Annotated in this window: 30 protein-coding genes; 14 read left to right on the top strand and 16 right to left on the bottom strand. The window is 66.3% G+C overall.

Translation table 11 applies throughout. The features are described from left to right. Positions 1-28 precede the first annotated feature (28 nt). From LGR64_RS09930 to LGR64_RS09915, 4 genes are all read right to left on the bottom strand, one after another. Positions 29-268, bottom strand: coding sequence for a DUF2783 domain-containing protein (locus LGR64_RS09930; protein WP_141831785.1), 240 nt, complete (start codon positions 266-268; stop codon positions 29-31). After that, positions 265-2,001: an FAD-dependent monooxygenase gene (locus LGR64_RS09925; RefSeq protein WP_141831783.1), complete on the bottom strand. Its 1,737-nt coding sequence runs from the start codon at positions 1,999-2,001 to the stop codon at positions 265-267. The genes LGR64_RS09930 and LGR64_RS09925 overlap by 4 nt, the downstream gene beginning before the upstream one ends. Positions 2,002-2,102: 101 nt before the next feature. After that, a complete protein-coding gene (locus tag LGR64_RS09920) occupies positions 2,103-2,969 on the bottom strand; it encodes a helix-turn-helix transcriptional regulator (RefSeq protein WP_141831781.1) in 867 nt (288 codons plus the stop codon). Between the two features lie 236 nt (positions 2,970-3,205). Beyond that, positions 3,206-3,376 carry a hypothetical protein gene (locus tag LGR64_RS09915; RefSeq protein WP_012205835.1) on the bottom strand — a complete coding sequence of 57 codons (171 nt, stop codon included), beginning with the start codon at positions 3,374-3,376 and terminating at the stop codon, positions 3,206-3,208. A gap of 196 nt (positions 3,377-3,572) precedes the next feature. Here LGR64_RS09915 and LGR64_RS09910 point away from each other — a divergent pair, with 196 nt between their 5' ends. Further along, on the top strand, positions 3,573-4,172 hold the full coding sequence (locus tag LGR64_RS09910; protein ID WP_141831779.1) for an IMPACT family protein: 600 nt from the start codon (positions 3,573-3,575) through the stop codon (positions 4,170-4,172). Between the two features lie 21 nt (positions 4,173-4,193). On the opposite strand, the gene LGR64_RS09905 is transcribed toward LGR64_RS09910, so the two are convergent. Together LGR64_RS09905 and LGR64_RS09900 are read right to left on the bottom strand one after the other, a co-directional pair. After that, entirely contained in the window at positions 4,194-5,372 is a 1,179-nt protein-coding gene (locus LGR64_RS09905; protein WP_141831777.1) for a M20 aminoacylase family protein, read from the bottom strand. Between the two features lie 10 nt (positions 5,373-5,382). Further along, positions 5,383-6,366 (bottom strand): tripartite tricarboxylate transporter substrate binding protein, encoded by a 984-nt coding sequence (locus LGR64_RS09900; protein WP_141831775.1) that lies wholly within the window; start codon positions 6,364-6,366, stop codon positions 5,383-5,385. 134 nt (positions 6,367-6,500) lie between these two features. Here LGR64_RS09900 and LGR64_RS09895 point away from each other — a divergent pair, with 134 nt between their 5' ends. After that, on the top strand, positions 6,501-7,451 hold the full coding sequence (locus LGR64_RS09895; protein WP_141831773.1) for a LysR family transcriptional regulator: 951 nt from the start codon (positions 6,501-6,503) through the stop codon (positions 7,449-7,451). A gap of 80 nt (positions 7,452-7,531) precedes the next feature. Here LGR64_RS09895 and LGR64_RS28660 read toward each other — a convergent pair whose 3' ends face one another. The 3 genes from LGR64_RS28660 to LGR64_RS09885 form a co-directional block, all read right to left on the bottom strand. Further along, on the bottom strand, positions 7,532-7,624 hold the full coding sequence (locus tag LGR64_RS28660; protein ID WP_442873822.1) for a trypsin-like serine protease: 93 nt from the start codon (positions 7,622-7,624) through the stop codon (positions 7,532-7,534). A 354-nt stretch (positions 7,625-7,978) separates the two neighbouring features. After that, entirely contained in the window at positions 7,979-8,242 is a 264-nt protein-coding gene (locus LGR64_RS09890) for a hypothetical protein (RefSeq protein ID WP_141831769.1), read from the bottom strand. Positions 8,243-8,282: 40 nt separating this feature from the next. Then, positions 8,283-9,497, bottom strand: coding sequence for an HAF repeat-containing protein (locus tag LGR64_RS09885; RefSeq protein ID WP_141831767.1), 1,215 nt, complete (start codon positions 9,495-9,497; stop codon positions 8,283-8,285). Between the two features lie 294 nt (positions 9,498-9,791). Here LGR64_RS09885 and LGR64_RS09880 point away from each other — a divergent pair, with 294 nt between their 5' ends. After that, complete coding sequence (locus LGR64_RS09880; protein ID WP_141831765.1) at positions 9,792-10,286, top strand: hypothetical protein; 495 nt, start codon at positions 9,792-9,794, stop codon at positions 10,284-10,286. A gap of 237 nt (positions 10,287-10,523) precedes the next feature. Next, positions 10,524-11,948: a dihydrolipoyl dehydrogenase gene (locus LGR64_RS09875; RefSeq protein WP_141831763.1), complete on the top strand. Its 1,425-nt coding sequence runs from the start codon at positions 10,524-10,526 to the stop codon at positions 11,946-11,948. Positions 11,949-11,976: 28 nt separating this feature from the next. Here the strand turns inward: LGR64_RS09875 and LGR64_RS09870 are convergent, their stop codons facing one another. After that, positions 11,977-13,797: an ABC transporter ATP-binding protein/permease gene (locus LGR64_RS09870; RefSeq protein ID WP_230355344.1), complete on the bottom strand. Its 1,821-nt coding sequence runs from the start codon at positions 13,795-13,797 to the stop codon at positions 11,977-11,979. Positions 13,798-14,082: 285 nt separating this feature from the next. Here LGR64_RS09870 and LGR64_RS09865 point away from each other — a divergent pair, with 285 nt between their 5' ends. From LGR64_RS09865 to LGR64_RS09855, 3 genes are read left to right on the top strand one after another with little or no spacing between them, the layout of a single operon-like run. Then, positions 14,083-14,694, top strand: a complete 612-nt coding sequence (locus tag LGR64_RS09865) for a chromate transporter (RefSeq protein ID WP_141831759.1) — start codon at positions 14,083-14,085, stop codon at positions 14,692-14,694. Then, positions 14,691-15,299: a chromate transporter gene (locus LGR64_RS09860; RefSeq protein WP_141831757.1), complete on the top strand. Its 609-nt coding sequence runs from the start codon at positions 14,691-14,693 to the stop codon at positions 15,297-15,299. Before LGR64_RS09865 ends, LGR64_RS09860 begins: the two co-directional genes overlap by 4 nt. 46 nt (positions 15,300-15,345) lie before the next feature. Further along, positions 15,346-16,326 carry an aldo/keto reductase gene (locus tag LGR64_RS09855; protein ID WP_013802191.1) on the top strand — a complete coding sequence of 327 codons (981 nt, stop codon included), beginning with the start codon at positions 15,346-15,348 and terminating at the stop codon, positions 16,324-16,326. Positions 16,327-16,370: 44 nt separating this feature from the next. Here LGR64_RS09855 and LGR64_RS09850 read toward each other — a convergent pair whose 3' ends face one another. Both LGR64_RS09850 and LGR64_RS09845 read right to left on the bottom strand, forming a co-directional pair. Then, on the bottom strand, positions 16,371-17,168 hold the full coding sequence (locus tag LGR64_RS09850; protein ID WP_230355343.1) for an SIR2 family NAD-dependent protein deacylase: 798 nt from the start codon (positions 17,166-17,168) through the stop codon (positions 16,371-16,373). Positions 17,169-17,224: 56 nt separating this feature from the next. After that, a complete protein-coding gene (locus tag LGR64_RS09845; protein ID WP_088164529.1) occupies positions 17,225-17,863 on the bottom strand; it encodes a TetR/AcrR family transcriptional regulator in 639 nt (212 codons plus the stop codon). A gap of 223 nt (positions 17,864-18,086) precedes the next feature. Here LGR64_RS09845 and LGR64_RS09840 point away from each other — a divergent pair, with 223 nt between their 5' ends. The 5 genes from LGR64_RS09840 (at position 18,087) to LGR64_RS09820 (ending at position 20,424) form a co-directional block, all read left to right on the top strand. Continuing rightward, positions 18,087-18,590: a VOC family protein gene (locus LGR64_RS09840; protein ID WP_013802188.1), complete on the top strand. Its 504-nt coding sequence runs from the start codon at positions 18,087-18,089 to the stop codon at positions 18,588-18,590. Between the two features lie 68 nt (positions 18,591-18,658). Next, a complete protein-coding gene (locus LGR64_RS09835) occupies positions 18,659-19,081 on the top strand; it encodes a VOC family protein (protein WP_034394280.1) in 423 nt (140 codons plus the stop codon). A 47-nt stretch (positions 19,082-19,128) separates the two neighbouring features. Next, entirely contained in the window at positions 19,129-19,512 is a 384-nt protein-coding gene (locus tag LGR64_RS09830; RefSeq protein WP_013802186.1) for a VOC family protein, read from the top strand. Between the two features lie 8 nt (positions 19,513-19,520). Continuing rightward, a complete protein-coding gene (locus LGR64_RS09825) occupies positions 19,521-19,997 on the top strand; it encodes an SRPBCC family protein (protein ID WP_123693596.1) in 477 nt (158 codons plus the stop codon). 25 nt (positions 19,998-20,022) lie between these two features. Beyond that, positions 20,023-20,424 carry a DUF1428 domain-containing protein gene (locus LGR64_RS09820; RefSeq protein ID WP_034394298.1) on the top strand — a complete coding sequence of 134 codons (402 nt, stop codon included), beginning with the start codon at positions 20,023-20,025 and terminating at the stop codon, positions 20,422-20,424. Here the strand turns inward: LGR64_RS09820 and rlmB are convergent. Continuing rightward, the gene (rlmB, locus tag LGR64_RS09815; RefSeq protein ID WP_012205857.1) at positions 20,421-21,212 is read right to left on the bottom strand and encodes a 23S rRNA (guanosine(2251)-2'-O)-methyltransferase RlmB; all 792 of its coding nucleotides are present in this window, start codon (positions 21,210-21,212) and stop codon (positions 20,421-20,423) included. The two genes, LGR64_RS09820 and rlmB, sit on opposite strands and share 4 nt — an antisense overlap. Before the next feature lie 217 nt (positions 21,213-21,429). Between rlmB and sstT the strand changes: the two genes are divergently transcribed. Beyond that, positions 21,430-22,653, top strand: a complete 1,224-nt coding sequence (sstT, locus tag LGR64_RS09810; RefSeq protein WP_096916459.1) for a serine/threonine transporter SstT — start codon at positions 21,430-21,432, stop codon at positions 22,651-22,653. A gap of 24 nt (positions 22,654-22,677) precedes the next feature. Here the strand turns inward: sstT and LGR64_RS09805 are convergent, their stop codons facing one another. Further along, a complete protein-coding gene (locus LGR64_RS09805) occupies positions 22,678-23,388 on the bottom strand; it encodes an ABC transporter ATP-binding protein (protein WP_141831750.1) in 711 nt (236 codons plus the stop codon). A 16-nt stretch (positions 23,389-23,404) separates the two neighbouring features. Between LGR64_RS09805 and LGR64_RS09800 the strand changes: the two genes are divergently transcribed. Next, positions 23,405-24,070, top strand: coding sequence for an arylesterase (locus LGR64_RS09800; protein ID WP_034398647.1), 666 nt, complete (start codon positions 23,405-23,407; stop codon positions 24,068-24,070). Positions 24,071-24,089: 19 nt separating this feature from the next. Here the strand turns inward: LGR64_RS09800 and LGR64_RS09795 are convergent, their stop codons facing one another. After that, complete coding sequence (locus tag LGR64_RS09795; protein ID WP_034394318.1) at positions 24,090-24,275, bottom strand: hypothetical protein; 186 nt, start codon at positions 24,273-24,275, stop codon at positions 24,090-24,092. A 64-nt stretch (positions 24,276-24,339) separates the two neighbouring features. Continuing rightward, positions 24,340-25,149 carry a DUF2189 domain-containing protein gene (locus tag LGR64_RS09790; RefSeq protein ID WP_141831748.1) on the bottom strand — a complete coding sequence of 270 codons (810 nt, stop codon included), beginning with the start codon at positions 25,147-25,149 and terminating at the stop codon, positions 24,340-24,342. Between the last annotated feature and the right edge of the window lie 70 nt (positions 25,150-25,219).

Below are 25,219 nucleotides of genomic sequence, written 5' to 3'. Positions count from 1 at the left end.
GCGCCGGCCACGCAACCACCCGGCAGGGCTAGCGGTTTACCCTAGGCTGAAGATCCTGCTGCGCCGCCTGCACCAGCTCGGAGAACTGCCGGGCGCTGCCCAGCCGCTCGGCAGCCAGCAGCGCCAGCTTGACCAGAAACAGCTCGGACTGCTGCGGGCCTGCCGCGTCAATGGCCGTGGCCAGTTGGTCGTAGACGGCCTCCAGACCGGCGATATCCAGGGTGCCGGGCGATTCAAGCGTGTCGGGCGATGTGTGTGCTTGGCTCATGCCTGGGCTCCTTGCGTGCAGGTGGCGTTGTCGAGTGCGGATTGCAGGCGTCGCGCATCCAGCGCCAGCCAGCGTGCGCAGACATGCTGGTCGGGCCGCAGCAGGTAGGCGGCGCCAGAAGGTGGATCGGCAGGCACGCCATGGCGTTCGCGGCAGCGGCCCTGACTATCGGAAAGGGTCAGGTCAGCGCCCTGAACTGGCTGCGGCTCCGCCTGGCTGGAGATGGCCACGATGCGCAGGCCCACGCCGCGGCCGCGCACCACGCGGGCAACCTCGCTCAAAGCGGGTGGCACGGCCGAGCCATCGGTGAAATACAGCAGGTCGAAGCCGCCGCCCAGGTGATCCAGCAGATAGTCGTCCGGCGCCAGGCACACGTTCTGCGGCGGCGCGCCATGGGCGGGGCCGCCCTTGAACAAATGGTTGTCGTCGTCCCTGCTGTTGAGGGGCGAGCGGGCGTACTCATGGGGGCGAGATGTACGCCAGTGGTACAGCGGGCGCACGAAGGCCTGGGTGAGCGACAGCGACAGCACGGCATCGCGCAGCAGCCGGAAGCCGCGCGAAGGCGGCGCCATGAAGCGCGTGCTCTTGCCGGCCTCTTCGACAATCTCGCGCGCCGCGCCCACGCGCTCGCTGCTGTAGCTATCCAGCAAACGGGCCGGCGCCACGCCGCGCGCCACCAGGGCCAGGCGCCAGGCCAGGGCCTGGGCGTCCTGGAAACCGGTGTTGGCGCCGCGCACCCCGAAGATGGGCAGCAGGTGGGCCGCATCGCCCGTGAAGACCACGCGGCCGTGCACGTAGTCCGGCAAGGTCAGCGCGCGCGCCGAGTAGACCGAGCTCCAGTCCATCTCCCAGGGCGTGCCGCCAAAGCCGACCATCTCCAGTTGCGCGTCGATGCGCGCCTTGAGCGATTCGGGCTGCAGTGCCTGCTGCGGATCTTCGCCCGCAGGCAACTGGTAGTCCACGCGCCAGATGCCATGCGGCTCGCGGTGCATGAGGATGGTGTTGCCGGGGTTCCACACCGGATCGAAGAAGGCCAGGCGCTCGGTGGGCAGCGGCAGGTCGATGCGGATGTCGGCAATCACGAAGCGGCCTTCGTATGACGCCCCTTCCATGACCAGGCCCATGGCCGTGCGTATGCCCGAGCGTGCGCCATCGGCGGCGACCAGCCAGTCGGCTTCCAGCGCATACGGCCCCTCGGGCGTGTCCACCTGCAGCCGCGCTTTTGCAGCGGCGCCTTCGCCAAACTGCTCCACCCGCTCCACGCGGTTGCCCCAGCGCAACTCGATCAGCGGATGGGCCAGCACGGCATCGACCAGGTACTCCTCCAGGTACTGCTGCTGCAGGTTGGTCATGGGGAAGAAGCGGTCGTCCTCGCTGTGCGGTGCTTCCATGCGAAACACGCGCTGGCCCCGGTAGAAGGAGTTGCCAAAGCGCCATGGCAGCCCGCTGTCGCTGACCCGTCCGGCCACGCCCACCTGCTGGAGGATCTCCATGGAGCGGCGCGTGAAGACGATGGCGCGGCTGCCTTCGGATACCTGCAGCTCGGACTCCAGCAGCACGCATCGCTGCCCGTGGCGCGCCAGCTCCAGTGCCGTGGTCAGGCCTACCGGCCCCGTTCCGACAATGACGACGGGGTGCCGCTGCACCCCCTGATGCTCCGATGGCAGCCAGGGCCGATGCACCTGGTAGCGGTAGTAGATGGACTGCCTGGGCTGGGCATGGGGCTGGTGCATGGGGGTCTCCGTCGTGCGTCTTGTTCAGGGCGCAGTGTAGGCAGCACCGGCCCTGAAGATGTCCCCAGATGAGGACACCCTGCGGTGCCCACCTCCGTGGTTCAGGACATTGCTTCGGGCGCCATCAACAAGGCAAACAGCTCACGCTGCCCCTGCACGCCCAGTTTGGCGCAGACCCGCTTGAGATAGGTTCGCGCGCTGGACACGGTGATGCCCAGGCGCTGCGCCAGCCGCTCGGCATCAAGCCCCTCGATCACGCAGCGCACCACGTCCAGATCGCGCTGCGTGAGATGGGCAAAGCGCCCGGCCAGGCGCGCCAGCACCAGCCCCGCCAGATCGTCCTGCAACGCCTGGCCCGCATAGTGCAGGCGCATGGCCTGCATGACCAGGGGCGCAAAGGCTTCGATGCGTGCGATGGACTGCGCATCAAGGCAGCCGTGCTCCTCGCCTCGGTACAGGTTCACCGCCAGCCACCGTGCGCCAGGCTGCAGGGTCAGCAGCGAGAGCCGCTCCACCAGGCGCGGCAACCCATAGCAGACATGGCGGTACTCGGGATGGCTGACATCGCAGGGGCGCTGGCGGTGCAGCCAGACGCGCGCGGGAGCCTGGGGGTCGCGCTGCTGCCGCGCAAGTTCGGCCTGCATCACGCGCTGTGCGCCGTCGAGCGGATAGAAGCGCTCGCTGTAGTCCTGCGAAATCATGGGCAGCGCCCCCGTGCGTGCCCGGTCGCCAAAACCCACGATGCGCGGACGTGATCGCCCCTGGAACGAGAAGATGGTGCACTGCGCCAGCGGCACGTGCCGGCCCAGCAAATGCAGCAACTGCCCGGCCACCTCGTCGCTGCTGGCGCTGGAGCGGCCCACCTGCTCCAGCAGCGCCGTCACATCGCCCAGGGGCACGGGCAGGCTGGCGTCGCTGGCGGAGGCAGGCGCCAGCAGCCAATGGCTGCGGCCTGTGTCAGTGCTCATGGTTCCTGCAGGAATGCAAAAAGGCCGACGCTTCGCGCAGCCGGCCTGGGTGGGTAGGTACGTGGAAATTGGAAATTGGAAATGATAAATCCAGCGCAGCCAGGCAAGAGCCTGCTGCGCCTGGTTCGCGGCCTGTTCGCTTGAGGATCACCGCCTGTCGGCGGGCCGCTGCACGGTCCAGCCGGACCTGACAGCACTGATGCCGCTGCAGGCCCTTGGCCAGGCGGCACCTGCCATCACCATTCGCCGACGTTGCGGATGCGCTGGTCCAGATCCAGAGGAATGCCGCCGCCAGCGGCTTCATGGTCCTGACCAGCTTGCTCCAGCGCCATGGGCGGGGGACTGAAATGATCGCGGCCAAAGGTGTGTTCGGTGAGAACGGGATCGCGGGAAGGTGGGGTGTTCATGGTTGCGCCTCCTTGACAGAAAGCTTACTGCGAATCTTTCACGATTTCTGTAGGACAAACCTGGATGCAACCCTCTGAAGCTGAAATAACACAAGGTACGCATGCTCACAAATGTGTAGCGCTTCGTAATAAAGGCGTAATGAATCCATGCGCCAAACACCGGGCCAGGGACGATCGGGTAAGCTTGCCGCCCTCCATGCCGCAGACACTCCGCGCACCCGCGCACAGCGAACTCATCATCAAGAAAAGCCGCTTCATCGGTTGCGTGCAGCCGATGGCCGACCGCGCCAGCGCCCAGGCGGTGGTCGATGCGCTATGGCGCGAGCACCCCGGCGCCGCCCATGTCTGCTGGGCGCTGCTGGCAGGCGGCCAGTCGGCAGCCGTCGATGATGGCGAGCCCAGCGGCACGGCAGGCCGTCCCATGCTGGATGTGCTGCGCCACCAGGATCTGGAAGGCGTGCTGGCCACCGTGGTGCGCTACTTCGGCGGCGTCAAGCTGGGCGCAGGTGGCCTGGTGCGCGCCTACACCGATGCCGTGGCCCAGGCCCTGCTGACCGCCGAGAAAGTGACACTGCAGCGCATGCAATCGCTGCGCTGCGCCGTGCCCTATGCGCTGGAAGGCCTGGTGCGCCGCGAGATCGATGCAGCAGGCGCCGAGCTGCTCCAGGTCGAGCACGGCTCCCTGGTGCAGTTCGATCTGCGCCTGCCGCAGTCGCAGGCGGAAGGCTTTGTGAGCCGCCTCAATGAGAGCGGTCAAGGACGCGTGGGCTGGATGGAAATCCACCACGGCGAATGAGATGCGCCGGGCTCAAGCAGCTCAACCGGCCACCAGAAACCGCTGCGCCAGCAGCACCCAATAGGCGGCGCCCACGGCTATGTTGTCGTCGTTGAAGTCATAGCCCGGGTTGTGCACCATGCAGGCGCCTTGCTCGCTTCCCTCGCCATTGCCAATCAGCAGATAGCTGCCTGGCACGCGCTGCAGCATGAAGGCAAAGTCTTCGCTGCCCGGCAAGGGTGGCGCCTGCAGCGTGACATGTTCCGGGCCCAGCAGCTCCAGCGCGATCTGGCGCGCGAAGTCCGTCTCCTTGGGCGTGTTGACCAACACGGCATAGCCGGGCCGCCACTCGAGTTGCGCCTGCACGCCGAAGCTCTCGGCCTGCGCACTCACCAGATCGCGAATGCGCTGCTCCAGCAGCCTGCGCACATCGGCATCCAGCGCACGCACGCTCAACTCCAGCACAGCGCTGTGGGCAATCACGTTGTTGGCCTTGCCTGCGTGGATGGCTCCCACGGTCACCACCGCCATCTGCAGCGGATCGATGTTGCGCGAGACGATGGTCTGCAAGGCCATGATGATGCTGGCGGCCGCAACGATGGGGTCGGCCGTGCGGTGCGGCATGGCACCGTGCCCTCCCACGCCGGTGAGGGTGAGCGTGGCGTAGTCGGAGGACGCCATGGCTGCGCCCTCGCGCAAGGCCAGCCTTCCCTGGGGCAGGCCCGGCATGTTGTGCATGGCGAAGATTGCATCGCAGGGATGTCGCTCGAACAGCCCGTCTTCCATCATGCGCAGGGCACCGCCGCCGCCCTCCTCCGCAGGCTGAAAGATCAGCGTGAGCGTTCCGTCGAAGCCGCCGTGCTCGGCCAGATGCCGGGCCGCTGCCAGCAGCATGGCCGTATGGCCGTCATGCCCGCAGGCATGCATCACGCCGTCATGCGTACTGGCGTGGGCGAAGGCATTGGTCTCGGCGATGGGCAGCGCGTCCATGTCGGCACGCAGGCCCAGACGCCGGTGGCCGCTGCCGCGCACCAGCCGCCCCACCACGCCCGTGCCGCCCAGGCCGCGTTCCACCTCGTATCCCCATTGCTCCAGTTGCTGCGCGACCAGGGCGCTGGTGCGGTGCTCCTCGAAGCCGAGCTCGGGGTGCCTGTGGATGTCGCGGCGCACATCGACGAAGGCTGCGGCCGAGCCGCGCAAAGTGTCCAGAAGGGTGTTCATGTGCGGCATCTCACTGGGGTTGCAGGCGGATGGAGCGGGCAATGCTGCGGTAGCGGGCGATCTCGGCCTCATAGAACTGCGCGGCTTCGGCCAGCGACATGGGCGCCGCGGCCAGCTGCGTCTGCAGGGCCAGTTGCTCGCGCACGCCCGGGTCCTTGAGCATGGCGCCTATCGCCTGGTGCAGCCTTTGCACCACCTCCTGCGGCGTGTCCTTGCGCACCAGAAAACTGGTCCAGGTCTTGTAGGCGAAGTTTTTCAGCTCCCGGCCCTCACGCACCGTGGGCACATTCTTGAGCAACTCCGATCGCTGCTCCCCCAGCTGGCCCAGGATCTTGAGCCGGCCCTGCTCGGCCAGCGCGCCCATGGCAGCGCTGTAAACCAGCACAGCGAAATCGACCTGCCCGCTGCCGATGTCCTGCAGCAGCGGCGCGTTGCCCTTGTAGGGCGCATGCATGAGTTGTATGCCGGCGTCCTGCTGCACCTTCTCCAGGATCAGGTGGTAGAGCGAGCCAATGCCGACGCTGCCGTACGACAGCGGCCGGCTGGCGCTTTTGCGGGCCAGTGCGATCAGCTCATCCACGTTGCCGGCCTCCAGGTCCTTGCGGGCGACAAACACCATCACGGCCTCGGCCACGGGATGGACCAGGCGGAAATCCTCGGCCTTGAGCCGCACAGCCGCATTGGCCAGCGGCGACAGGATCACCTCGTTGGGCGAGCCCTGGAAGACGTAGTGCCCGTCAGGCGGAGCGGTCAGCACTTTCTGTGCGGCCATGGCGCCGCTCACGCCGCCCAGGTTCTCCACGATGACCTGCTGGCCCAGCGCCTTGGACAGCGGCACGCTGAAGATGCGGGCAATGGCATCCGAAGGGCCGCCGGCCGGATAGGGAACCATCAGGCTTACGGGCCTGGAGGACGGGCTCTGCGCACAGGCCAGGCCCGCGCTCAGCAGCAGGCCGGCGCCCGTCAGCCAAACGCGCTGGAACAAAAATCTCATCATGTCTCCTTGGTGGATGGCTCCGGCTCGGTCGGCCGGATACGCGGCATCCTAGGAGCCGGGTCATCGAACGTCCAATGCATTGTTGGCTGCATTAGCATGAGTTTCATGCAGACTTCAGGGCGCGAAAAATCATGACGCTGGTGCAGCTCAGGCATCTCATATCGGTGGCGCAGACCGGCTCCTTCAGCCGCTCGGCCGAGGCCATGCATCTGACACAGCCGGCCCTCAGCCGCAGCGTGCGCGCGCTGGAGCAGGAGCTGGGCATACCCTTGTTCGATCGCATCGGCCGCCACAGCGAACTCACAGCCTTCGGCCGCGAGATGCTGGGACGGGCGCGCGCCCTGGTGGCCGAAGCCGACGAGCTGCGTGACAGGGGGCGCCAATTGCGCGAGGGTGCGGCCGGCACCGTGCGTGTGGGCCTGGGATCGGGCCCCGGCGCAATATTGATGACGCCGTTCCTGCAGCACATGACCGTGCACCATCCCGGCGTGCGAACCGAGGTGGCGCGCGGCAGCACCGATCTGCTGGTGCACTCGCTACGCGAGCGGCTGCTCGACGCCCTGGTCGTGGACCTGCGCGCGCTGCGGCCCGCACCCGACCTTGCGTTGGACGTCGTGCACGAAATGCGCGCCGCCTTCATGTGCCGCACCGACCATCCACTCGCCCGCCTGCAGCGGGAGTTGCGCTTCGAGGATGTGCAGCGCTACCCCGTCGCCTCCACCCCGCTGAGCGACCAGGTGGCCTGGCTGCTGGTGGAGACCTATGGCGCCACGGCCCACCCGGCGCGGTTCGTCACACTGCAGTGCGAGGAGCTGCCCAGCCTCGTGGACGTTGCGCGCAACAGCGACACCGTGCTGCTGGCCGTGCGCGCCGTCGCCCCGGACCTGGCCGAACTGCCCATGGACCCGCCCATGTGCAGCACCGCCCGCTTCGGGCTGGTCACGCTGCGTCAGCGCAGCGAGGCGCCGACGCTGGCAATCCTGCGAGGCCTGATGGGGAAGTTGATGGCCGACGATGCCCCTGCGCCGGAACGGGCGCCCAGCCATGGCGGAAGGCTGGGCCGCATGGCATCGCCAGACTGATTTGAAGCCGATGATTATCCATCAAATGACATAAAGGCAAATCGCAAGCAGGGGAAACAAGCCATGTCAGATTGAATGATTTACACAGCTTTTTTCAATAAATTCCTTACGCAATGACTGGCTGTAAACACCTTAACGTTCGATATCAAGACACCTCCACAAACATGATACATGACAACCCCATTTAAATCACCATCCGCATGCAGGCTGCTATTTTCCAAATTTATTAGACCATCTTCCGAGAAATAAATATTATTCGCATGCAGCGCGGAGGAGGACATTAAAACAATAAATACCACCATAGTGGACAATGATTTTTCATATCGAACTCTCATTTCAGCCTCTTTATCTCATCGTTTTTGAATTGATACTGACGAGCAGGAGTCCACAGATTCTGCACACAGCACGCGTTGTCTGTGGACGCCCAGATGATGGCGCGAAAGCTTTCATCGCCCAGTTCGCTGTAGCAAGCCACCATTGCGGTATCGCCTATATTCACCACAGGCGCATTCATACCGCAAAAATGCTCATATTCCTTTCACCATCAACTGAAATGGCAGTAGTCTGGTTTCACCTATATTCGCAGTCATCATTTCCATCAATTTCGACGACTCGCTCGTTTGCGCCATCATCATCAGTGGCGGCATACTATATGAGCAGCCAAAAGCCTGTGCCGCATTGGAGGAGGAAAAATTCTCGAATGAAATGCCGTTCGCTTGCACAGCAGGGACCCAGAGCCCACACACAACGATTGCCAGTGGGGTTGCAAGTCTTGGATATCGCATCTTCATGGTATTTCCTTTATGCACGGTGTGAGATGAGGCTCCGCCTTCATGGCGCGCACAGGTTCTGCACGAAGGCATGCGTGGCCAATTGCGCGACTTCGCTCCTTCCTGTCATGTAGCAGCCATCCTGGCTCAGTGCCGAGGCCGCACTGTTCTCGCCGCCTGCGAGGGTTCCCTGGTCCACGGTGCCGCCCAAGGGGGTCCAGGTGATGGCGTGCGAACTTCCGTCGGCCAGTTCGCTGTGGCCCGCCACCGTTCCGTTGTCACCGATATCCACCACACGTGCATTCATGCCGCCAGGCAGCGGAGGAATATCGCGGATGACACCGGTCTGGCTGTTCCAGTAATAGGGCATGCTGCGCCCGTCTGCCAACTGGTAGTGCCCAATCACCTCGCCGAGGATGTTGAGATCGACGCCGCTGTTTCGCGCGGGCGGGGACGATATGGACAGCACCTGCGGACTGGAGGACGAGTTGAGCCAGACGACGGTGCGTCCACCTTGGGCACCGAAATCGCAGTAGCCCATGATGCGGGTATTGACGACGGTCTTTGCGCGGCAGAAGACGGCATTGAGAGGCAGGTTCAGGGCCGTGGCCATATAGCCGCCCAGGACTGCGGCAGACCAATAGACAGGACGCGGATGCCCGCTGTTGTCGGGACAGTTGCCCACGATGCCCGGCATGTTGCCGCCCACCACGAAATTGTCCACATCGGACGGAATGCAGTTGGTGCTGTTCAGGCCCAGCAGACCCGCCGGCAGCGCGCGTGCCGTGGTTTCATTGTTGCGCCACATGACAGGGCGGGCCGTGTTGCTGCCGCTCAGGCTGACGCCTGCCACATAGCCGCCCTGGTTGAATGCCGTGGGCATGCTGCGCACATCGAGCGTCAGCGGCTGCAGTGTCTGCACCGTGGCTGGCGTGGCCGCATTCCAGAACACGCCCACGGACACCGAATTACCGTCCAGGCAGCTGCCCACCACCTGGCCGCTGTTGGTGATGGCCGCCGCGTTGCAGTTGCGCCCCGGCGACAGGCGCACAAGGTCTGCCGCACTGCCCGGCGCCAGCGACACGAAGCCTGCGGACGAGCCGTCGCTCTCTGCACAGGCGCCCACGACATGGCCGCTGTTGTTGATGTCCAGGCCCACGCATTGCGGACCTGCCGACGTGCCCACGTCCTGCATGGGCAGGGCCTGCGCGGCCGGCAGTGCCAGCAACGCAAGGCACGCAACGGAAAAATTCAAATGCTTTGGCTGAAGGCGCATGAAGGGTTCTCCTGAAAAAGCAAAGAAGTCGTTCATGGAAATCGGGCGCCGAACAGGAAATCCGCATGGGGCTTGGCATATGCGTGCCGGTGCAGACGCTATTTCCGTGATCCGCATCCCGGCCCCACGATAGGCATCGCGGTATGGAGCCGTCCATCCGAGCAGCAATCAAAACAACAAAAACAATCAACAAAATCAAAAGCTTGCAAAAGAATCCCCCATCAATAATTGTCTCATCGGCATCCGGGATTCAGGCCATGCCACAGCGCAGCGCCATATGAATGGGAGCTTTCCATGGCAATCACACACTGCCTGACATCCGACAGCGCATGGCCGAATGGCGCAATTCGCCGCCGCTGGAGTCCCGCAGAACTGCTTGCACTCGAACGCTGGGCCGGCGTCCTGCCCGTGCAGATGATCTGCCGCCGGCTGAACCGCAGCGAGCGCTCCGTTCGCTGCCAGATGCACAGGCGCGGCCTGAGCACCCGGGTCCGCGAGGGCGTCGGGCTGCGGCAGGTCTGCGAGGACCTGCAGCTGTCCGCACGGTCGGTGAAGGCCTTCATCCTCGATGGCCGCCTGCGCCTGCACAGCGCACAGGTGCATGGCGGGGTGGTGTCGCAGCTTCATTGGTCCCTGCGCCGCTGGCTGCAAACGGCACAAAGCCGCTTGTGCCGCGTCAGCCATTTGAGGGTTACCGAGACATCCCTCAGGCGCTTTGCGCGGGAAGCGGATTTCGGCGCATCAGGCAGCCGCACGGACGCGGCATGGCAGCACTGGGCATCCGGCTAGTCCCTGCGCGGCACGGGCCGGGCCCTGAATGTCCAGCAGCGGTTTCGGCCCTTCGCCTACGACTGCCGCAAGCGCCAGCATGCAGACTGGCACGCATGTCCCATGGCAGGCGAGGCAGTCATCTCGACCATCTGTCGGCACTTCAGTCGGCACTCCCGTCGGCACACCTTTCGGCCCATCCACCGGCAGCGGAGACCTCCACGGGACCTGGTGCCACAGTCAAAGGAATCAGACAGCATGAAAAACCCACCCACCACCGCCCTCGACGTGATCATCGTCGGTGCCGGCTCGGCCGGACTGTCGGCGCTGCGCGAGGTGCGCAAGCACACGGAGCATTTCGCCATCGTCAACGACGGACCCTGGGGAACAACCTGCGCGCGGGTGGGATGCATGCCGTCCAAGTTGCTGATCGAGGCGGCCAACGCCTTCCATGCACGCCATCACTTCGATACCTTCGGCATACGCGGCGCGAGCGGGCTGCAGCTGGACCTGCCCGCCGTTTTGCGCCGCGTGCGCAAGCTGCGCGACGAGTTCGTGGCAAGCACGATCAAGGCCACGGAGGGCCTGGGCTGGCGGGCCATCGACGGGCGTGCCAGGCTGCTGGCGGCCAATCGGATCGAGGTCAACGGCAAGGTGCTGGCTGCGCGCAAGCTCATCCTCGCTCCGGGCTCCAGCCCCGTGGTGCCGGAGGAATGGAAGCGCTTTGGCAAGCGCATCCTGACCACCGATACCTTGTTCGAACGCAAGACGCTGGGCCCGCGCGTGGCCGTCGTCGGCCTGGGTCCGCTGGGCGTGGAGATTGCACAGGCGCTGGCACGGCTGGGACTGGAGGTCACCGCACTGGGACGCGGCCCGAAGCTTGCCGGCCTGTCCGACCCGAATGTCACCGACGCATTGCGGCATCTGCTTGAGAAAGAGATGACGGTGATCACTGACCATGAAGTGCAGTTGAGCAAGGGCCCGGACAGCAGCATCGTCGTGCGAGCAGGCGACACCCGCATCGTCGTGGACCACGTGGTGGCCGCCATGGGCCGGCGCCCGCAGTTGGAAGGCCTGGGGCTGGAGACGCTGGGGCTTGAGCTTGACGAGCATGGGCAGCCGCCCGTGAGCCGCGAGACACTGCAGGTCGGCGAGCTGCCGCTGTTTCTCGCGGGCGATGCCAATGGCGACCGCCCCTTGTTGCATGAGGCCGTGGACGAAGGCCATATCGCCGGCACCAACGCCATGGCAGAGAACGTGGCCTGCTTCGAGCGGCGCGCGCCGCTGTCCATCGTCTTCAGTTCCCCCAACGCGGCTGTCGTGGGCCAGCCCATGAAGGCGCTGCTGGGTCAGGACTTTGTGGTGGGCCGCGTGGATTTCGCGCACCAGGGGCGTGCGCGCGCTGCGCAGCACAACGCGGGCCTGCTTCACGTCTATGCGGACCCGGCCAGCGGCCTGCTGCTGGGCGCGGAAATGTGCGCACCGGGCGGCGAGCATCTGGCCCATCTGCTGGCCCTGGCCGTGCAGCAGCAACTGACCGTGCACGAGTTGCTGCGTGCGCCCTTCTACCACCCCGTGCTGGAAGAGGGCCTGCGCACCGCCTTGCGCGACGCGGTACGCCAGTTGCGCGAGCCGCCGCCGTCCGACCTGGGCAACTGCGATTCTTTGCCTATGGACGATTGATCGCGCGCGACCCAGGGCTGCATGCGGATCAAGCCTGGGGCGCGCTCTGCGGTGCGCTTCCTTCCGACAGCGTCCACCCGCCATTGCCATCGACCGCCAGCGCGTGGGTATGGAAACCCGCCAGCGTGCTGCGGTGGCCCACGCTCACCAGCATGGTCGAGCGCATCTGCTCGCGCAGCAGGGTGTACAGCGCATGCTCCAGGCCCTCGTCCATGGCCGAGGTGGATTCATCGAGAAAGACGATGGCGGGCCGGTTGAACAGCACGCGGGCAAAGGCCAGGCGCTGCTGCTCGCCAATCGACAGGATGCGGGACCAATCCTGGTTCACATCCAGCTTGTCGGCCAGATGGGCCAGGCTGACCTGGCGCAGCGCCTGCCGCAGCCGCTCGTCGTCCTGCGGCGATGCATCGGCGGGATAGGCAATGGCCGTGCGCAGGTCACCCAGCGGCAGATACGGACGCTGAGACAGGAACAGCGCCTGGTGGCCGCCCGGGCGGCCCACCGTGCCTTCGGCATGCGGCCACAGGCCGGCAATGGACCGCAGCAAGGTGGTCTTGCCGCTGCCCGAAGGCCCCTTGATCAGCAGCGCCTGGCCGGGAATGAGCTTCAGTTGCAGGCCGCTGAGCAGGTGGTGGCCATCAGGGCGGCTGACCTGCAGGCCCTCGATGTCCAGGGCGCCGGGTTGCTTTCTGTGGACGACCTGGGGCAGTTCGCGGGTCTGGGCATTGGCATCCAGAAAGCCGCACAGGCGGTCCAGCGCAGCGCGGTACTGGGCGAAGGTGTCGTAGGAGGTTCGGAAGAAGGACAGCGCATCCTGCACCTGCCCAAAGGCCTGCGAGGTCTGCATCACATCACCGAGCTTGATGGCACCGCTGAAAAAGCGCGGCGCCTGCAGCAGAAAGGGAAAGACCACGGCCACCTGGTTGACGGTGAGGTTGAAGCCGTCGAACTTCAGACTGCGGTAGACCAGGGCCCAGACATTGGCGATCAATGCCGAGAAGCGCGTCAAAAGCGTGTTGCGTTCGATGGCCGCGCCCTGGTAGAAGGCGATGTTCTCCGCATATTCGCGCACGCGCACCAGGGCGTAGCGGAAGTTGGCGGTCAGCCTCTCGTTCAGGAAGTTCAGGCGGATCAGCGGCTGGCCCAGGCGAAAGGCGATCAGCGTGGCGATGATCACATAGACGTAGACCGCAAAGACCATGGCCCGCGGAACCTCCACGCCCGCCACCGCAATGGGCGCGGACAGCCCCCAGAGAATGCCCGTGAACGCCACCAGCGAGACCACGGCGCTGACGGCACCCAGCGCCAGGGTCAGCGAGTTCGAGACAAAGGTGTTCACATCCAGCTCGATGCGCTGGTCGGGGTTGTCCACCGGCTCGTCCAGGAAGTGGCTGCGGTAGTAGGCATCGCCGCGCATCCAGTCGGTGGTCACGCGCTCGTTGAGCCAGACCCGCCAGCGGATGCGGAACGCCTGGTTCACGTAGTAGTTGAACAGCTCGCGCATCACATGGATGGTGGCCAGCACCGCGAAGATGCCCAGGAATCGCCAAAAGCCCTTCTGGTCCAGTTCCTGCAGCGCGCTGTAGAAGCCGTTGTACCAAAAGGAGAACAGCACGTTCATGCGCACCGAGACCAGGGCCAGCACCAGCAGCAGCATAAACACCAGCAGCGGCCACCAGCTGTTTCTGGGGTGCAGGAACGGGCCGGCCAGCTGCCAGAACTGCCGACCCCAGCGGGTGAATCGAACCACCAGCAGCGCCACGGCCGCGAAAGCCACGACGGTGATCACTGAGGCCGCCGCCAGCCAGACCAGGCTTTCCTGCAGCGCCTTGCTCCAATCCATGTCCATGCCGGAGATCCTCGGGTTGTGTGGGTGGAGAGAATCTACTCCTGTTCAGGCAGGCCGGCGGGCAGGCCCGGGTGCATGCCGGCAGCAAGCCATCTGCGCTTGCAATGCCCCCATCGCCGTTGCCGATGGGGCCGCTGCCGACGAGGCCGCTGCGCAGGATTAATATTCCGTGCGTGCCACCCCGAGGCAGGCACGGAGACAGGATCGGCCCGCACGGTTCCACCCCATGACAACAGCGATGCCGTCCCCGGGCCCTGCCCGGGCGGCCCAGACACAAGCCAGAACATGCCCGCATCGCCGCCCCAGGCTTCCCCGCCACACGACACCGCCGATGCGCCTGCCCAGCGCCCCGCCCCCGCCAACCTGCGCGACCTGTTCTGGTCCTTCACCTGGCTGGCCCTGCAGGGCTTTGGCGGCGTGCTGGCCGTGGTGCAGCGCGAGCTGGTCGAGAAAAAGCGCTGGCTGACCAACGACGAGTTCGTGGAGGACTGGGCCGTGGCCCAGATCATGCCCGGGCCCAATGTGGTCAACCTGTCCATCACCATTGGCGAGCGCTACTTCGGCTGGCGTGGTGCCGTGGTCGCCGTGTGCGGGATGCTGTGCTTCCCCATGCTGCTGGTGCTGACGCTGACCGTGATCTATTCGCAGCTGGCCGACCACCCCGCCATGGCCGGGGCGCTGCGCGGCATGGGCGCCGTCGCGGCCGGCCTGGTGGCGGGCATGGGGCTGAAGCTGACCAGCACGCTGAGCCGCCACCCGCTGGGGCGCTGGTGCAGCGCGGCCCTGGCGCTGGCCTCGTTCATTGCCATGGCCGTGCTGCGCGTGCCGCTGGCCTGGGTGCTGCTGGTGGTCGGCGGTGCCGGCTGCGTGCTGACCTGGAGAAAGCTCGCCACATGAACGCCGCCCACCAGATCGCCCTGAACCTGCAGCCCGCCGACTGGCTGCAGTTGCTGCTGTATTTCCTGACGCTTTCGCTGATGGCCGTGGGCGGCGCCATTGCCACGGCGCCCGACATGCACCGCTTCCTGGTCGATGGCCACGGCTGGCTCAGCGAGGCGCAATTCAGTAGCTCCATCGCCATCGCCCAGGCGGCGCCCGGGCCCAATGTGCTGTTCATCGCCCTGCTGGGCTGGAACCTGGGCCTGAACGCGGGCGGGGGCACCGGGCCGCTGGCATGGACCTTTGGCGCGCTGGGCGTGACCATCTGCATGGTCGGCATCCTGCTGCCCAGCTCCCTGCTGGCCTGGCAGGCCTCGCGCTGGGGCCAGCGCAACAAGAACCGGCGCGGCGTGCGTGCCTTCAAGCAGGGCATGGGGCCGCTGGTCATCGGGCTGCTGCTGGCCACGGGCTGGCTGCTGGGCAGCGCCGGCGGCCGCCCCGCACAGGACTGGCGCCTGTGGCTGCTGACCCTGGCCTGCGCCCTGCTGGTGTGGCGCTCGCGCATCCACCTGCTGTGGCTGCTGGGCGCGGGCGCGCTGCTGGGTGCGCTGGGCTGGATCTGAGAGGTCCTGAGGACTACCCTGGTTTTTTCGTCAAAAGGAGCCGTACATGGCGCAAGCCCCTTCCCTCCGTTCCCTGGGCCGCAGCGGCCTGCAGGTCTCGCCGCTGTGCTTTGGCGGCAATGTCTTCGGCTGGACCGTGGACGAGGCCACGTCGTTCTCGCTGCTCGACGCCTGGCTGGATGCCGGCATGAACTTCATCGACACGGCCGACGTGTACTCGCGCTGGGCGCCGGGCCATGCGGGCGGCGAGTCGGAGACCGTGATCGGCAAATGGCTCAGGCGCAGCGGACGGCGCGCCGACATCGTGCTGGCCACCAAGGTCGGCAAGGACATGGGCGAGGGCCGGGTCGGCCTGCGCCCCGAGTACATCCGCCAGGCCGTGGATGCCTCGCTGCAGCGCCTGCAAACGGACTACATCGACCTGTACCAGTCGCATGACGACGACGCCAGCGTGCCGCTGGCCGATACCCTGGGCGCCTTTGCCGACCTGATCGCCGCAGGCAAGGTGCGGGCCATCGGCGCCTCCAACCACAGCGCGCCGCGCCTGGCCGAGGCCCTGCGCACCAGCGCCGAGCTGGGCCTGCCGCGCTACGAGAGCCTGCAGCCGCTGTACAACCTGTATGACCGCGCCGTGCTGGAGCGCGATCTGGCGCCGCTGTGCGCGGCCGAGCAGGTGGGCATCATCAACTTCTATGCGCTGGCAGCAGGTTTTCTGACGGGCAAGTACCGCAGCAGCGAAGACGCAGCCAAGAGTGCGCGCGGCGGCAAGACCGTGGCCACCTACCTGAATCCGCGCGGCCTGCGCATTGTGCAAGCCCTGGACGCCGTGGCTGCGCGCCTGAACAGCCAGCCCGCGTGCGTGGCCCTGGCCTGGCAGATGCAGCGCCCATTTGTGACTTCGCCCATCGCAAGCGCGACCTCGCTGGCCCAGTTGCAGCAACTGGTGCAGGCCACGCGCCTGCAGCTGTCGGCTCAGGACGTGGCCGAGCTCAACCAGGCCAGTCAGGAAGAAGGCGCAAGGGACTGACCTGCGCAGGCGAGGGCAGCCTGCCCGCCCTGGCCCGGGGCCTCTCAGCCCGCCAGCAGCGCGGGCAGGATCTGGGCCGATGGGCCGCGCAGGCACTGGTGCGCTGCGTCATCCAGCTCGGAAGGCGCCGGGTTGATGACGGCCACGTGCGCGCCTGCCCGGCGCGCGATTCGGGCCAGCCCCGCTGCCGGATACACGGCGCCCGAGGTGCCGACCACCAGCAGCACCTCGCAGCGCTGCACGGCGGCCTCGGCGGCCTGCCATACGCCCATGGGCAGGGACTCGCCGAACCAGACCACGCCCGGGCGCACCAGGTTGCCGCAAACAGGGCACTGCGGAGGCTCGCCAGGGTTCTGCCCGGCCAGGTCGCAGCAGGCGCGGGGCCGCTCCAACCAACGGTCGCGCATCAACTCGCCATGCAGGCACAGCACGCCGGGGCTGCCCGCGCGCTGGTGCAGGCCATCCACGTTCTGCGTGACCAGGGTCATGCGGCCCGGGTGCTGCAAGGCCCACTGCGCCAGCGCATGGTGGCCTGCATTGGGCTGCACTGCCGCCACGGCCTCGCGCCGGTGCGCATACCACTGCCACACGCGCTGCGGATGGGCGCGAAAGCCCGCTTCGCTGGCCATGTCCTGCGGGTTGAACTGTGCCCAATAGCTGTTCTTGTCATCGCGGAACGTGGGCACGCCGGACTCGGCACTGACGCCTGCGCCCGTGAGCACGGCGATATGCGCTGCATGCGCGATGCGCTCGCGCAGCTCGTGCAGCTCGTGCAGCTCGCGCTGGCCGGGCAGTTCAGCGGCAGCCGCAGGCAGCGAAGTGGGGGAAGGTTCGTCGGGCATTGGAGGGCGAAGGAAAAAAAGCAGGCCATTGTGCGGCAGCGCCGCCCCAGGGCGCATCAAATGCCTTTTTCCACCATCTCCAACAGGCGCAGCGCCAGCGCCCGACGCTGCTCGGGTGTGGCACGGCGCAGCGGGCCGTCGATCACCAGCAAGGCCATGCCGTGCACGGCCGACCAAGCCAGGAACTCGGCCTGGGGACGGCGCTCGGGCGGCAGCACGCCGGCCTCGGCCATGCTGTCCAGCGCGTAGCCCAGCAGCTCGAACGGATTCAGGCCCATGGCCGCCGCACGCGTGGTGTCGGGCGGCAGGTCCACGTCGTACTCGACAGAGGCAAAGGCCGTGCGAAACCAGCCGGTCTCCGTCTGGGCAAAGCCCAGGTAGCCCCGGCCCACGGCGGCCAGCAAGGCGCGTGAGCGCAGCAGCACATCGGGCAGGGTGTGGGCCTGGGCCATTTCGGCCTCGATTGCTGTGGCCAGTGCGCCCAGGGCGGCGGCGCGCACGGCGTCAAACAAGGCCTGGCGGTTGGCAAAGTGACGATAGGCCGCATTCGGCGCCACGCCCGCCCGCCGCGTGGCCTCGCGCAGCACGATGGCCTGGGGGCCACCTTCACGCGCCAGCGCCAGGCCAGCTTCGACCAGGGCCTGGCGCAGGTCGCCATGGTGATATGACTCACGCCTGACACGTCGCTGCGTCACTGTTTTGATTCCTTTTTTTTCTGCATGACCACGTCACACATGAGGGACGACAGCCCTGCCCCGCCGATTTACAGCTTGACACCGAAGCTGACAGCGCCTGATGTGGACAGCGTCCATTTTAGTCCCTAGCATATGTGAACGGCGTACACACGCTGGGCAGAAATAGATAAAAAGCCGGCATCGAACGGCAAAAACGGTTTTCACCGTCACCAAGGAGACAAGCATGGCTTTGCACACCGGCCGCATCCAGCCCTGCCTCTGGTTTGACAACCAGGGCGAGCAGGCGGCGCGCTTCTATACGGAAGTCTTTCCCGATTCCCGCATCACGGCCATTGCCCGCTATGGCGAAGCCGGCCACGACATCCACGGCAGGCCGGCGGGCAGCGTGATGACGGTGCAGTTCGAGTTGGACGGCCAGCCCTTTCTGGCGCTCAACGGCGGCCCGATGTTCCGCTTCAACGAGGCCGTCTCGCTGATGGTCAGTTGCGATACGCAGGACGAGATAGACCACTACTGGGGCGCCCTGTCCGAGGGCGGCGACCCGGCGGCGCGTCAATGCGGCTGGCTCAAGGACCGCCATGGCCTGTCGTGGCAAATCGTTCCGGCCCAGATGGCGGGCTGGATGGGGGGCCCCGACATGGCCGCCGCCCAGCGCGTGATGCAGGCCCTGCTGGGCATGCAAAAGCTGGACATCGCCGCTCTTGAGCGCGCGCATGACGGCCGCTGAGGCCTCCTGCGCCCATCCTCCCACTCCTCTCCCCCTCCCCTCGCCACCATCCACTTCAGGAGCGTTCCATGCAATTCATCCCCTATCTGAACTTCAACGGCAACTGCGCCGAGGCCTTTGCCTTCTACGCCAGGCTGTTCGGCGGCACCATCGTGCACCAGAGCACCTTTGGCGAGACACCGGGCATGGAGCAGATGCCCGATTCCGCCAAGGGGCTCATCATGCATGCCCACCTGCAGATCAAGGACCAGGCGCTGATGGCCTCGGACGCCACCGACAACTGCGGTGGCGGCGGCTACCAGCAGGCCCAGGGCATGTGGATCTCGATCGGCGTGGACGACGCCACCGAAGGCGGCCGCATCTTCAACGCGCTGGCCGAAGGCGGCAAGGTGACCATGCCCTTCCAGGCCACGTTCTGGTCGCCGGGCTTTGGCATGGTGACGGACCGCTTCAACACACCATGGATGGTCAACGTCAAGGGCGAGGCCTGAACAAGGCCGGCCGACACATTGCCTCTGTCACCCAAGAAGGAGTCTTCATGAACGCCAACCCAGTCGTCTGGTTCGAGATCCATGTGCAGGACATGGCGCGTGCGCGCCGGTTCTATGAAACCGTCTTCCAGGGCAAGCTGGAGCATCTGCCCGCGCCAGATGGCTCCGACAGCCAGGAGATGCTGTCCTTTCCGATGGACATGACAGGCCCCGGCGCGGGCGGAATGCTGGTGCGGATGGACGGCGCACCTTCCGGCGGCGGCGGCACCCTGGTCTATTTCGGCTGCGAGGACTGTGCCATCGAACAGGGCCGCGTCGAGGCCGCAGGCGGGCGCATCGAGCAGGCCAAATTCTCCATAGGCCCCCACGGGCACTGCGCCGTCGTGGTGGACACAGAGGGCAACCGAATCGGGCTGCATTCCATGCAATGAGGAGCGCCATGACAGCACAAGACATTCCCGACCATGCCAATGACCTGGTGCTCACGCGCCTGCTGGACATTTCCGCCGACAGGCTCTACCGCTGCTGGACCGAACCCGCGCTGATCCAGCAATGGTTTGCGCCCAGCCCCTGGAGCGTGTCCCGCGTGGACAACGATGTGCGGCCCGGTGGCCACAGCCTCATCGTCATGCGCAGCCCTGAAGGCCAGGAGATGCCCGGCAGCGGTGTCTACCTGGAAGTCATTCCCAACCGCCGCCTGGTCTTCACCGACGCATTCACCCAAGGCTGGGTGCCTGCCGACAAGCCCTTCATGACGGGCATCGTCAGCTTCGATCCCGAGGGCGCCCAGACCCGCTATACCGCCCGGGTGCGCCATTGGAGTGCTGCCGACCGCGCCCAGCACGAAGCCATGGGTTTTCACACCGGCTGGGGCCAGTGCACGGACCAGCTGGCCGAGCTCGCAGCCCGGCTCTGAAGCCGGATTTCACCAGGAGAGAGCCATGCACTACATCGACGGATTCGTGCTGCCCGTTCCCCGGGCCAACCTGCAAGCCTACCGCGAGGTGGCGCAGGCCGCAGGCAAGGTATGGATGGAATACGGCGCGCTGCAGTACTGGGAATGCGCGGGTGATGACGTGCCCATGGGCAAGCTGACCTCGTTTCCCCAGGCCGTGCAGCTCAAGGAAGGCGAGATCGTGTTCTTCTCATGGATCATCTATGCGTCGCGCGCGGAGCGCGACCGCATCAATGCCGCCGTCATGAAGGACCCGCGCATTGCCTCCATGGACCCGGCCACCATGCCCTTCGACGCCAAGCGCATGTTCTGGGGCGGCTTCGAGAGCGTGGTGGAACTGGGCACGGGCGAGGGTGCAAGTGCGGGCGCCAGCGGCGCGCCGGCCTAGATCTGGTCAGCCGGGGCGGCAGACACGGCAGGCGTGGTGCCCTGGCCGCGCTGGCGCAGCGCTTCGTACAGGCACACGCCGCTGGCCACGGACACGTTGAGGCTGGAGACGGCGCCCATCATGGGGATGCCGATCAGCTCGTCGCAGGTCTTGCGCGTGAGCTGGCGCATGCCGTCGCCTTCGGCGCCCAGCACCAGGGCCGTGGGGCCCGTGAGGTCCACCTCGTACAGGGTTTTGGGCGCATCGTCGCTGGTGCCGATGATCCAGATGTCGCGCTCCTTGAGCTCATTGAGCGTGCGCGCCAGGTTGGTGACCATGAAATAGGGCACGGTCTCGGCCGCGCCGCTGGCCACCTTGGCCACGGTGGCGTTCACGCCCACCGCATGGTCCTTGGGCGCAATCACCGCATGGGCGCCGGCGCCATCGGCCACGCGCAGGCAGGCCCCCAGGTTGTGCGGATCGGTCACGCCGTCCAGCACCAGCAGCAGCGGCTTGCTGATGCCGTCTGCCTCCAGCTGCTCCAGCAATTCGTCCAGCGAATGCACCTGGGCCACCGCCTCCACGCGAGCGGCCACGCCCTGGTGGCCATGGCTGCCAGCCAGCTTGGCAAGGCGTTCGCCGTCGGCCTCGATCAGCCGGACGCCGGCCGACTTGGCGCGGTCGAGGAACTGGCGCATGCGCGCATCGCGGCGCGTGGCCTCGTAGTAGACCTCGATGATGGATTGGGGCGCGGTCTTCATGCGCACGCCGACGGCGTGGAAGCCGAAGAGAACTTTGGGGGACGACATGGGGCGCAATTATCCCGCCAATTGAGCGGTGCCCCGGCCCCCGCCTTGCGAAGCCCGTCTGCGCGCAACGGCTCCTGTGGTTTTTACGTAGCCGCTACACTGCGCGGCTTGGCCGCCTTCCAGCAGCCCTGCACATTGCGGCATGCACCGTAGCCACGGGCATGCCGCTTTGCATTTTTCCATCGCTTGAGTTTTTTCCTTTTCTTTGCCAACCATCATGCTCAAAGCCCTCTTCGCCCGGCTTGCCCGCACCAGCCTGGTCGGCCAGATCGCCATCAGCCTGGTCGCTGGCGGCCTGCTGGCCTGGCTCTGGCCCGAGGCCGCCCAGTCCGTGTCCCTGCTGGGCACGCTGTTCATCTCCGCCCTCAAGGCCGTGGCGCCCGTGCTGGTGCTGCTGCTGGTGGTCTCGGCCACCAGCAACCACCGGCCTGGCCAGGCCACGCAGATCCGCCCCATCCTGTGGCTGTATGTGCTGGGCACCTTTGCGGCGGCCGTGGTCGCCGTCGGCGCCAGCATGGCCTTCCCTTCCACCATCCAGTTCAAGGATGCCGCCCCGGCCCAGGGCGCACCCGGGCGCATTGGCGAAGTGCTGATGGCCCTGGTCCAAAGCGCCTTCGACAACCCCGTGCGTGCGCTGATGAATGCCAACTACATCGGCATCCTCGCCTGGGCACTGGCCATGGGCCTGGCCCTGCGCCATGCCTCGGAGTCCACGCGCGCCGTGATGCAGGACCTGGGCCAGGCCATCACCCGCGTGATTCAGGGCGTGATCCGGCTGGCGCCGCTGGGCATCTTCGGCCTGGTGGCCGGCACCTTTGCCCAGTCGGGCCTGGAAAAGCTGCTGGACTATGCCCACCTGCTGGCCGTGCTGCTGGGCTGCATGCTGTTCGTGGCCCTGGTGGTCAACCCGTTCATCGTCTGGACGCAGACGCGCCGCAACCCCTATCCGCTGGTACTGACCTGCCTGCGCGAGAGCGCGGTGACGGCCTTCTTCACGCGCAGCTCGGCCGCCAACATCCCCGTGAACCTGGCGCTGGCCAAGCGCCTGGGCCTGGATGAGGACACCTACAGCGTCTCCATCCCGCTGGGCGCCACCATCAACATGGCCGGCGCCGCCGTCACCATCAGCGTGCTCTCGCTGGCTGCGGCTCATACGCTGGGCATCGAGGTCGATCTGCTGACCGCCATCTTGCTGTGCGTGGTGTCCGCGGTCTGCGCATGCGGCGCCTCGGGCGTGGCCGGCGGCTCGCTGCTGCTGATTCCGCTGGCCTGCAGCCTGTTCGGCATCTCCAACGATCTGGCCATGCAGGTGGTTGGCGTGGGCTTTGTGATCGGCGTGATCCAGGACTCGGCCGAAACCGCGCTGAACTCCTCGACCGATGTGATCTTCACGGCAGCTGCCTGCGAGGCAGCCGGGCGCCGTGAGGCCGTGGCGGCCTGAGCGCAACCCCTTGCTGGCGTCCGATCAGACCGCCAGCGCCTGCCCTTCTTCGATGCTGGCAACGCGGCCGGCCTCGATGGTCACGCGGCGCTCGCAGCGCGCGGCGATGGCTCGGTCATGGGTGACCATGACCAGCGTCGTGCCGCGTTCGCGGTTGAGCGCGAACATCAGCTCCATGATGGTTTCGCCGGTCGCAAAGTCCAGGCTGCCCGTGGGCTCGTCGGCCAGCAGCACGGCGGGCTCGACCACGAAGGCGCGGGCCAGCGCCACGCGCTGCTGCTCGCCGCCCGACAGCAGCTTGGGATAGTGGCCCAGGCGCTGGCCCAGGCCCACGCGCTCCAGCATCTCGGTGGCGCGGCGGCGGGCCTCGCGGCTGCCCGCCAGCTCCAATGGCAGCATCACGTTCTCCAGCGCCGTCAGATTGCCCAGCAGCTGGAAGCTCTGGAACACAAAGCCGAGCTTTTGCGCGCGCACGGCGGCGCGTGCATCCTCATCCAGCGCGAACATGTCCTGGCCCTGCAGCCGCACCGTGCCGCGCGTGGGCGTATCCAGGCCGGCAAGAATGGACAGCAGCGTGCTTTTGCCCGAACCCGAGGCACCGACGATGGCCACGGTTTCCCTTGCGGCAAAACGCAGATCGATATCCCGCAGAATATCCAGTGTTCCGGTCGAATCGCTGACCGACTTGAAGACATGCTCGACTTCGATCAGGGGCTGGGCAGTGCTTTGTGACATGGAGGATGGGAAGACGATGCAAGACAAGCTGCGCGCAATGCGCCGACGCCGCCACTTTATATCGGCCGGCTTGGCCTTCGGCCTGCTGGGTACTTGGACGGCCACGTCCACATGGGCAGCCGAGACGGGCCCGCTGCTGGTGCTGGGCGACTCGCTGAGTGCCGAATACGGACTGGCCCGTGGCACGGGCTGGGTGGCACTGCTGCAAAAGCGCCTGCAGGAGAGCCCAAAGAATGTGCCGCTGGTCAACGCCAGCGTGAGTGGCGAGACCACCTCGGGCGGCCGCTCTCGCCTGCCTGCCTTGCTCAAGCAGCACAAGCCATCGGTGGTGGTGATCGAATTGGGTGGCAACGATGCGCTGCGGGGTCTGCCGCTGCAAAGCACGCAGGGCAATCTGGACGCCATGGTGCGCGCGGCCCGGGATGCCGGAGCCAAGGTGCTGCTGGTGGGCATGCAGGTGCCGCCCAACTATGGCAGCGGCTATACACGCCAGTTCGAGCAGTTGTTTGCCAAGGTGGCGCAGGAGCAGAAGGTGCCGCTGGTGCCCTTCCTGCTGGCCGGCATCGGTGATGCGGCCGATTCGGCCCAGTGGTTCCAGGCCGACCGCATCCACCCCACGGCCAAGGCCCAGCCGCGCATGCTGGACAACGTCTGGCCCCAGCTCAGCAAGCTGCTGCCCTGAGCTCAGGGCAGGCAGGGTGTCAGCTGCCGCGGCCTTCCTCGCCGGGACGGGCTGCTGCAGGAGATGCCTGCGCACTACCTTCTGAGCCGTCGCCCTCATGGTCGTCGGGTCTTTTTTCGGCCTTGGCCTTCTCCTTCTCTAGCTTCTTCTGCTTCTTGGCCAGTTCGCGCTGGCGTTTTTCATAGGCGTAATTGGGTGTCGCCACAGGTGGACTCCTCTGTTGTTGCAAGCCCCACTGTAGCCGCAAGACGGGGCATGCCAGGAAAACCTCAGGATATGGTGGACGCAGGCACGGCGGAATCGCCCACGCTGCAACGGTATGCATGCCAACTGGCACAACCCAGCAAAGGCCCCACCAGCAGCAGGCCCGCGCCGTGCCACCACAGGGCAACCGCCACCAGCACGGTGATGATCGCGGCCCACTGCAGCATGACGGCCAGGTTCAGGCCGACCACGCGCATGCTGGTGATGCAGGCCGTGAGTGCGTCGCTGCCCCGGTCCAGCATGGCCGGCAGCGCCACCACCATGCTGGCGAACACCAGGGCCGCGAATGCGCCGCCGACCAGCAGGTAAATGGCCAGGAATTCCCAGTTCTCGGGCCGCGCCACGGCCTGCAGCATGCCGGCCGTGGTCGGCATGCCGGTATCGAAAAACACAGCAAAGACCACCATGGAGGCGCGCGCCCAGAGCATCTCCAGCACCAGCAGCACCATGACCAGCATGCCCATGCTGCCCATCTGCGTGTCCCAACAGGTCAGCGAGCTGCTCAGTTGGGGCGGCAAGCCCCGCTCCAGCCTGCGGCTGGTGTCGTACAGGCCCATGGCCAGGAAGGGGCCGATAAGCAGGCAGCCGCTGGCCATGGCCATGCTGTATTCCGGGCTGGCGCGGAACACCCAGCCGATCAGCAGGGCCATGGCCCAGAAGCACAGGCCGTAGAACAGCGCCACGCCGGGCGCACGCCGCAGATCGCGCCAGCCCAGGGCCAGCCAGCGCCAGGGATCGGCCATGCGCAGCAGTTGCACCTGCAGCATGCCGGCCGGGTTGTCGGAAGCTTTCTCGGGAGCGGGGGATGCCTGCATGCCTGGACCTCCTGGATCAGCGAGTCCAAAGTTATCGCAGCCATGGCACTGCTGCCATGGCGGAAACTAC

Source organism: Delftia sp. Lp-1, assembly GCF_020523835.1.
Classification (GTDB): domain Bacteria; phylum Pseudomonadota; class Gammaproteobacteria; order Burkholderiales; family Burkholderiaceae_C; genus Comamonas; species Comamonas acidovorans.
The sequence above is the reverse complement of the archived record's forward strand: the minus strand, read 5'-3'. Positions and strand labels throughout refer to the sequence as shown.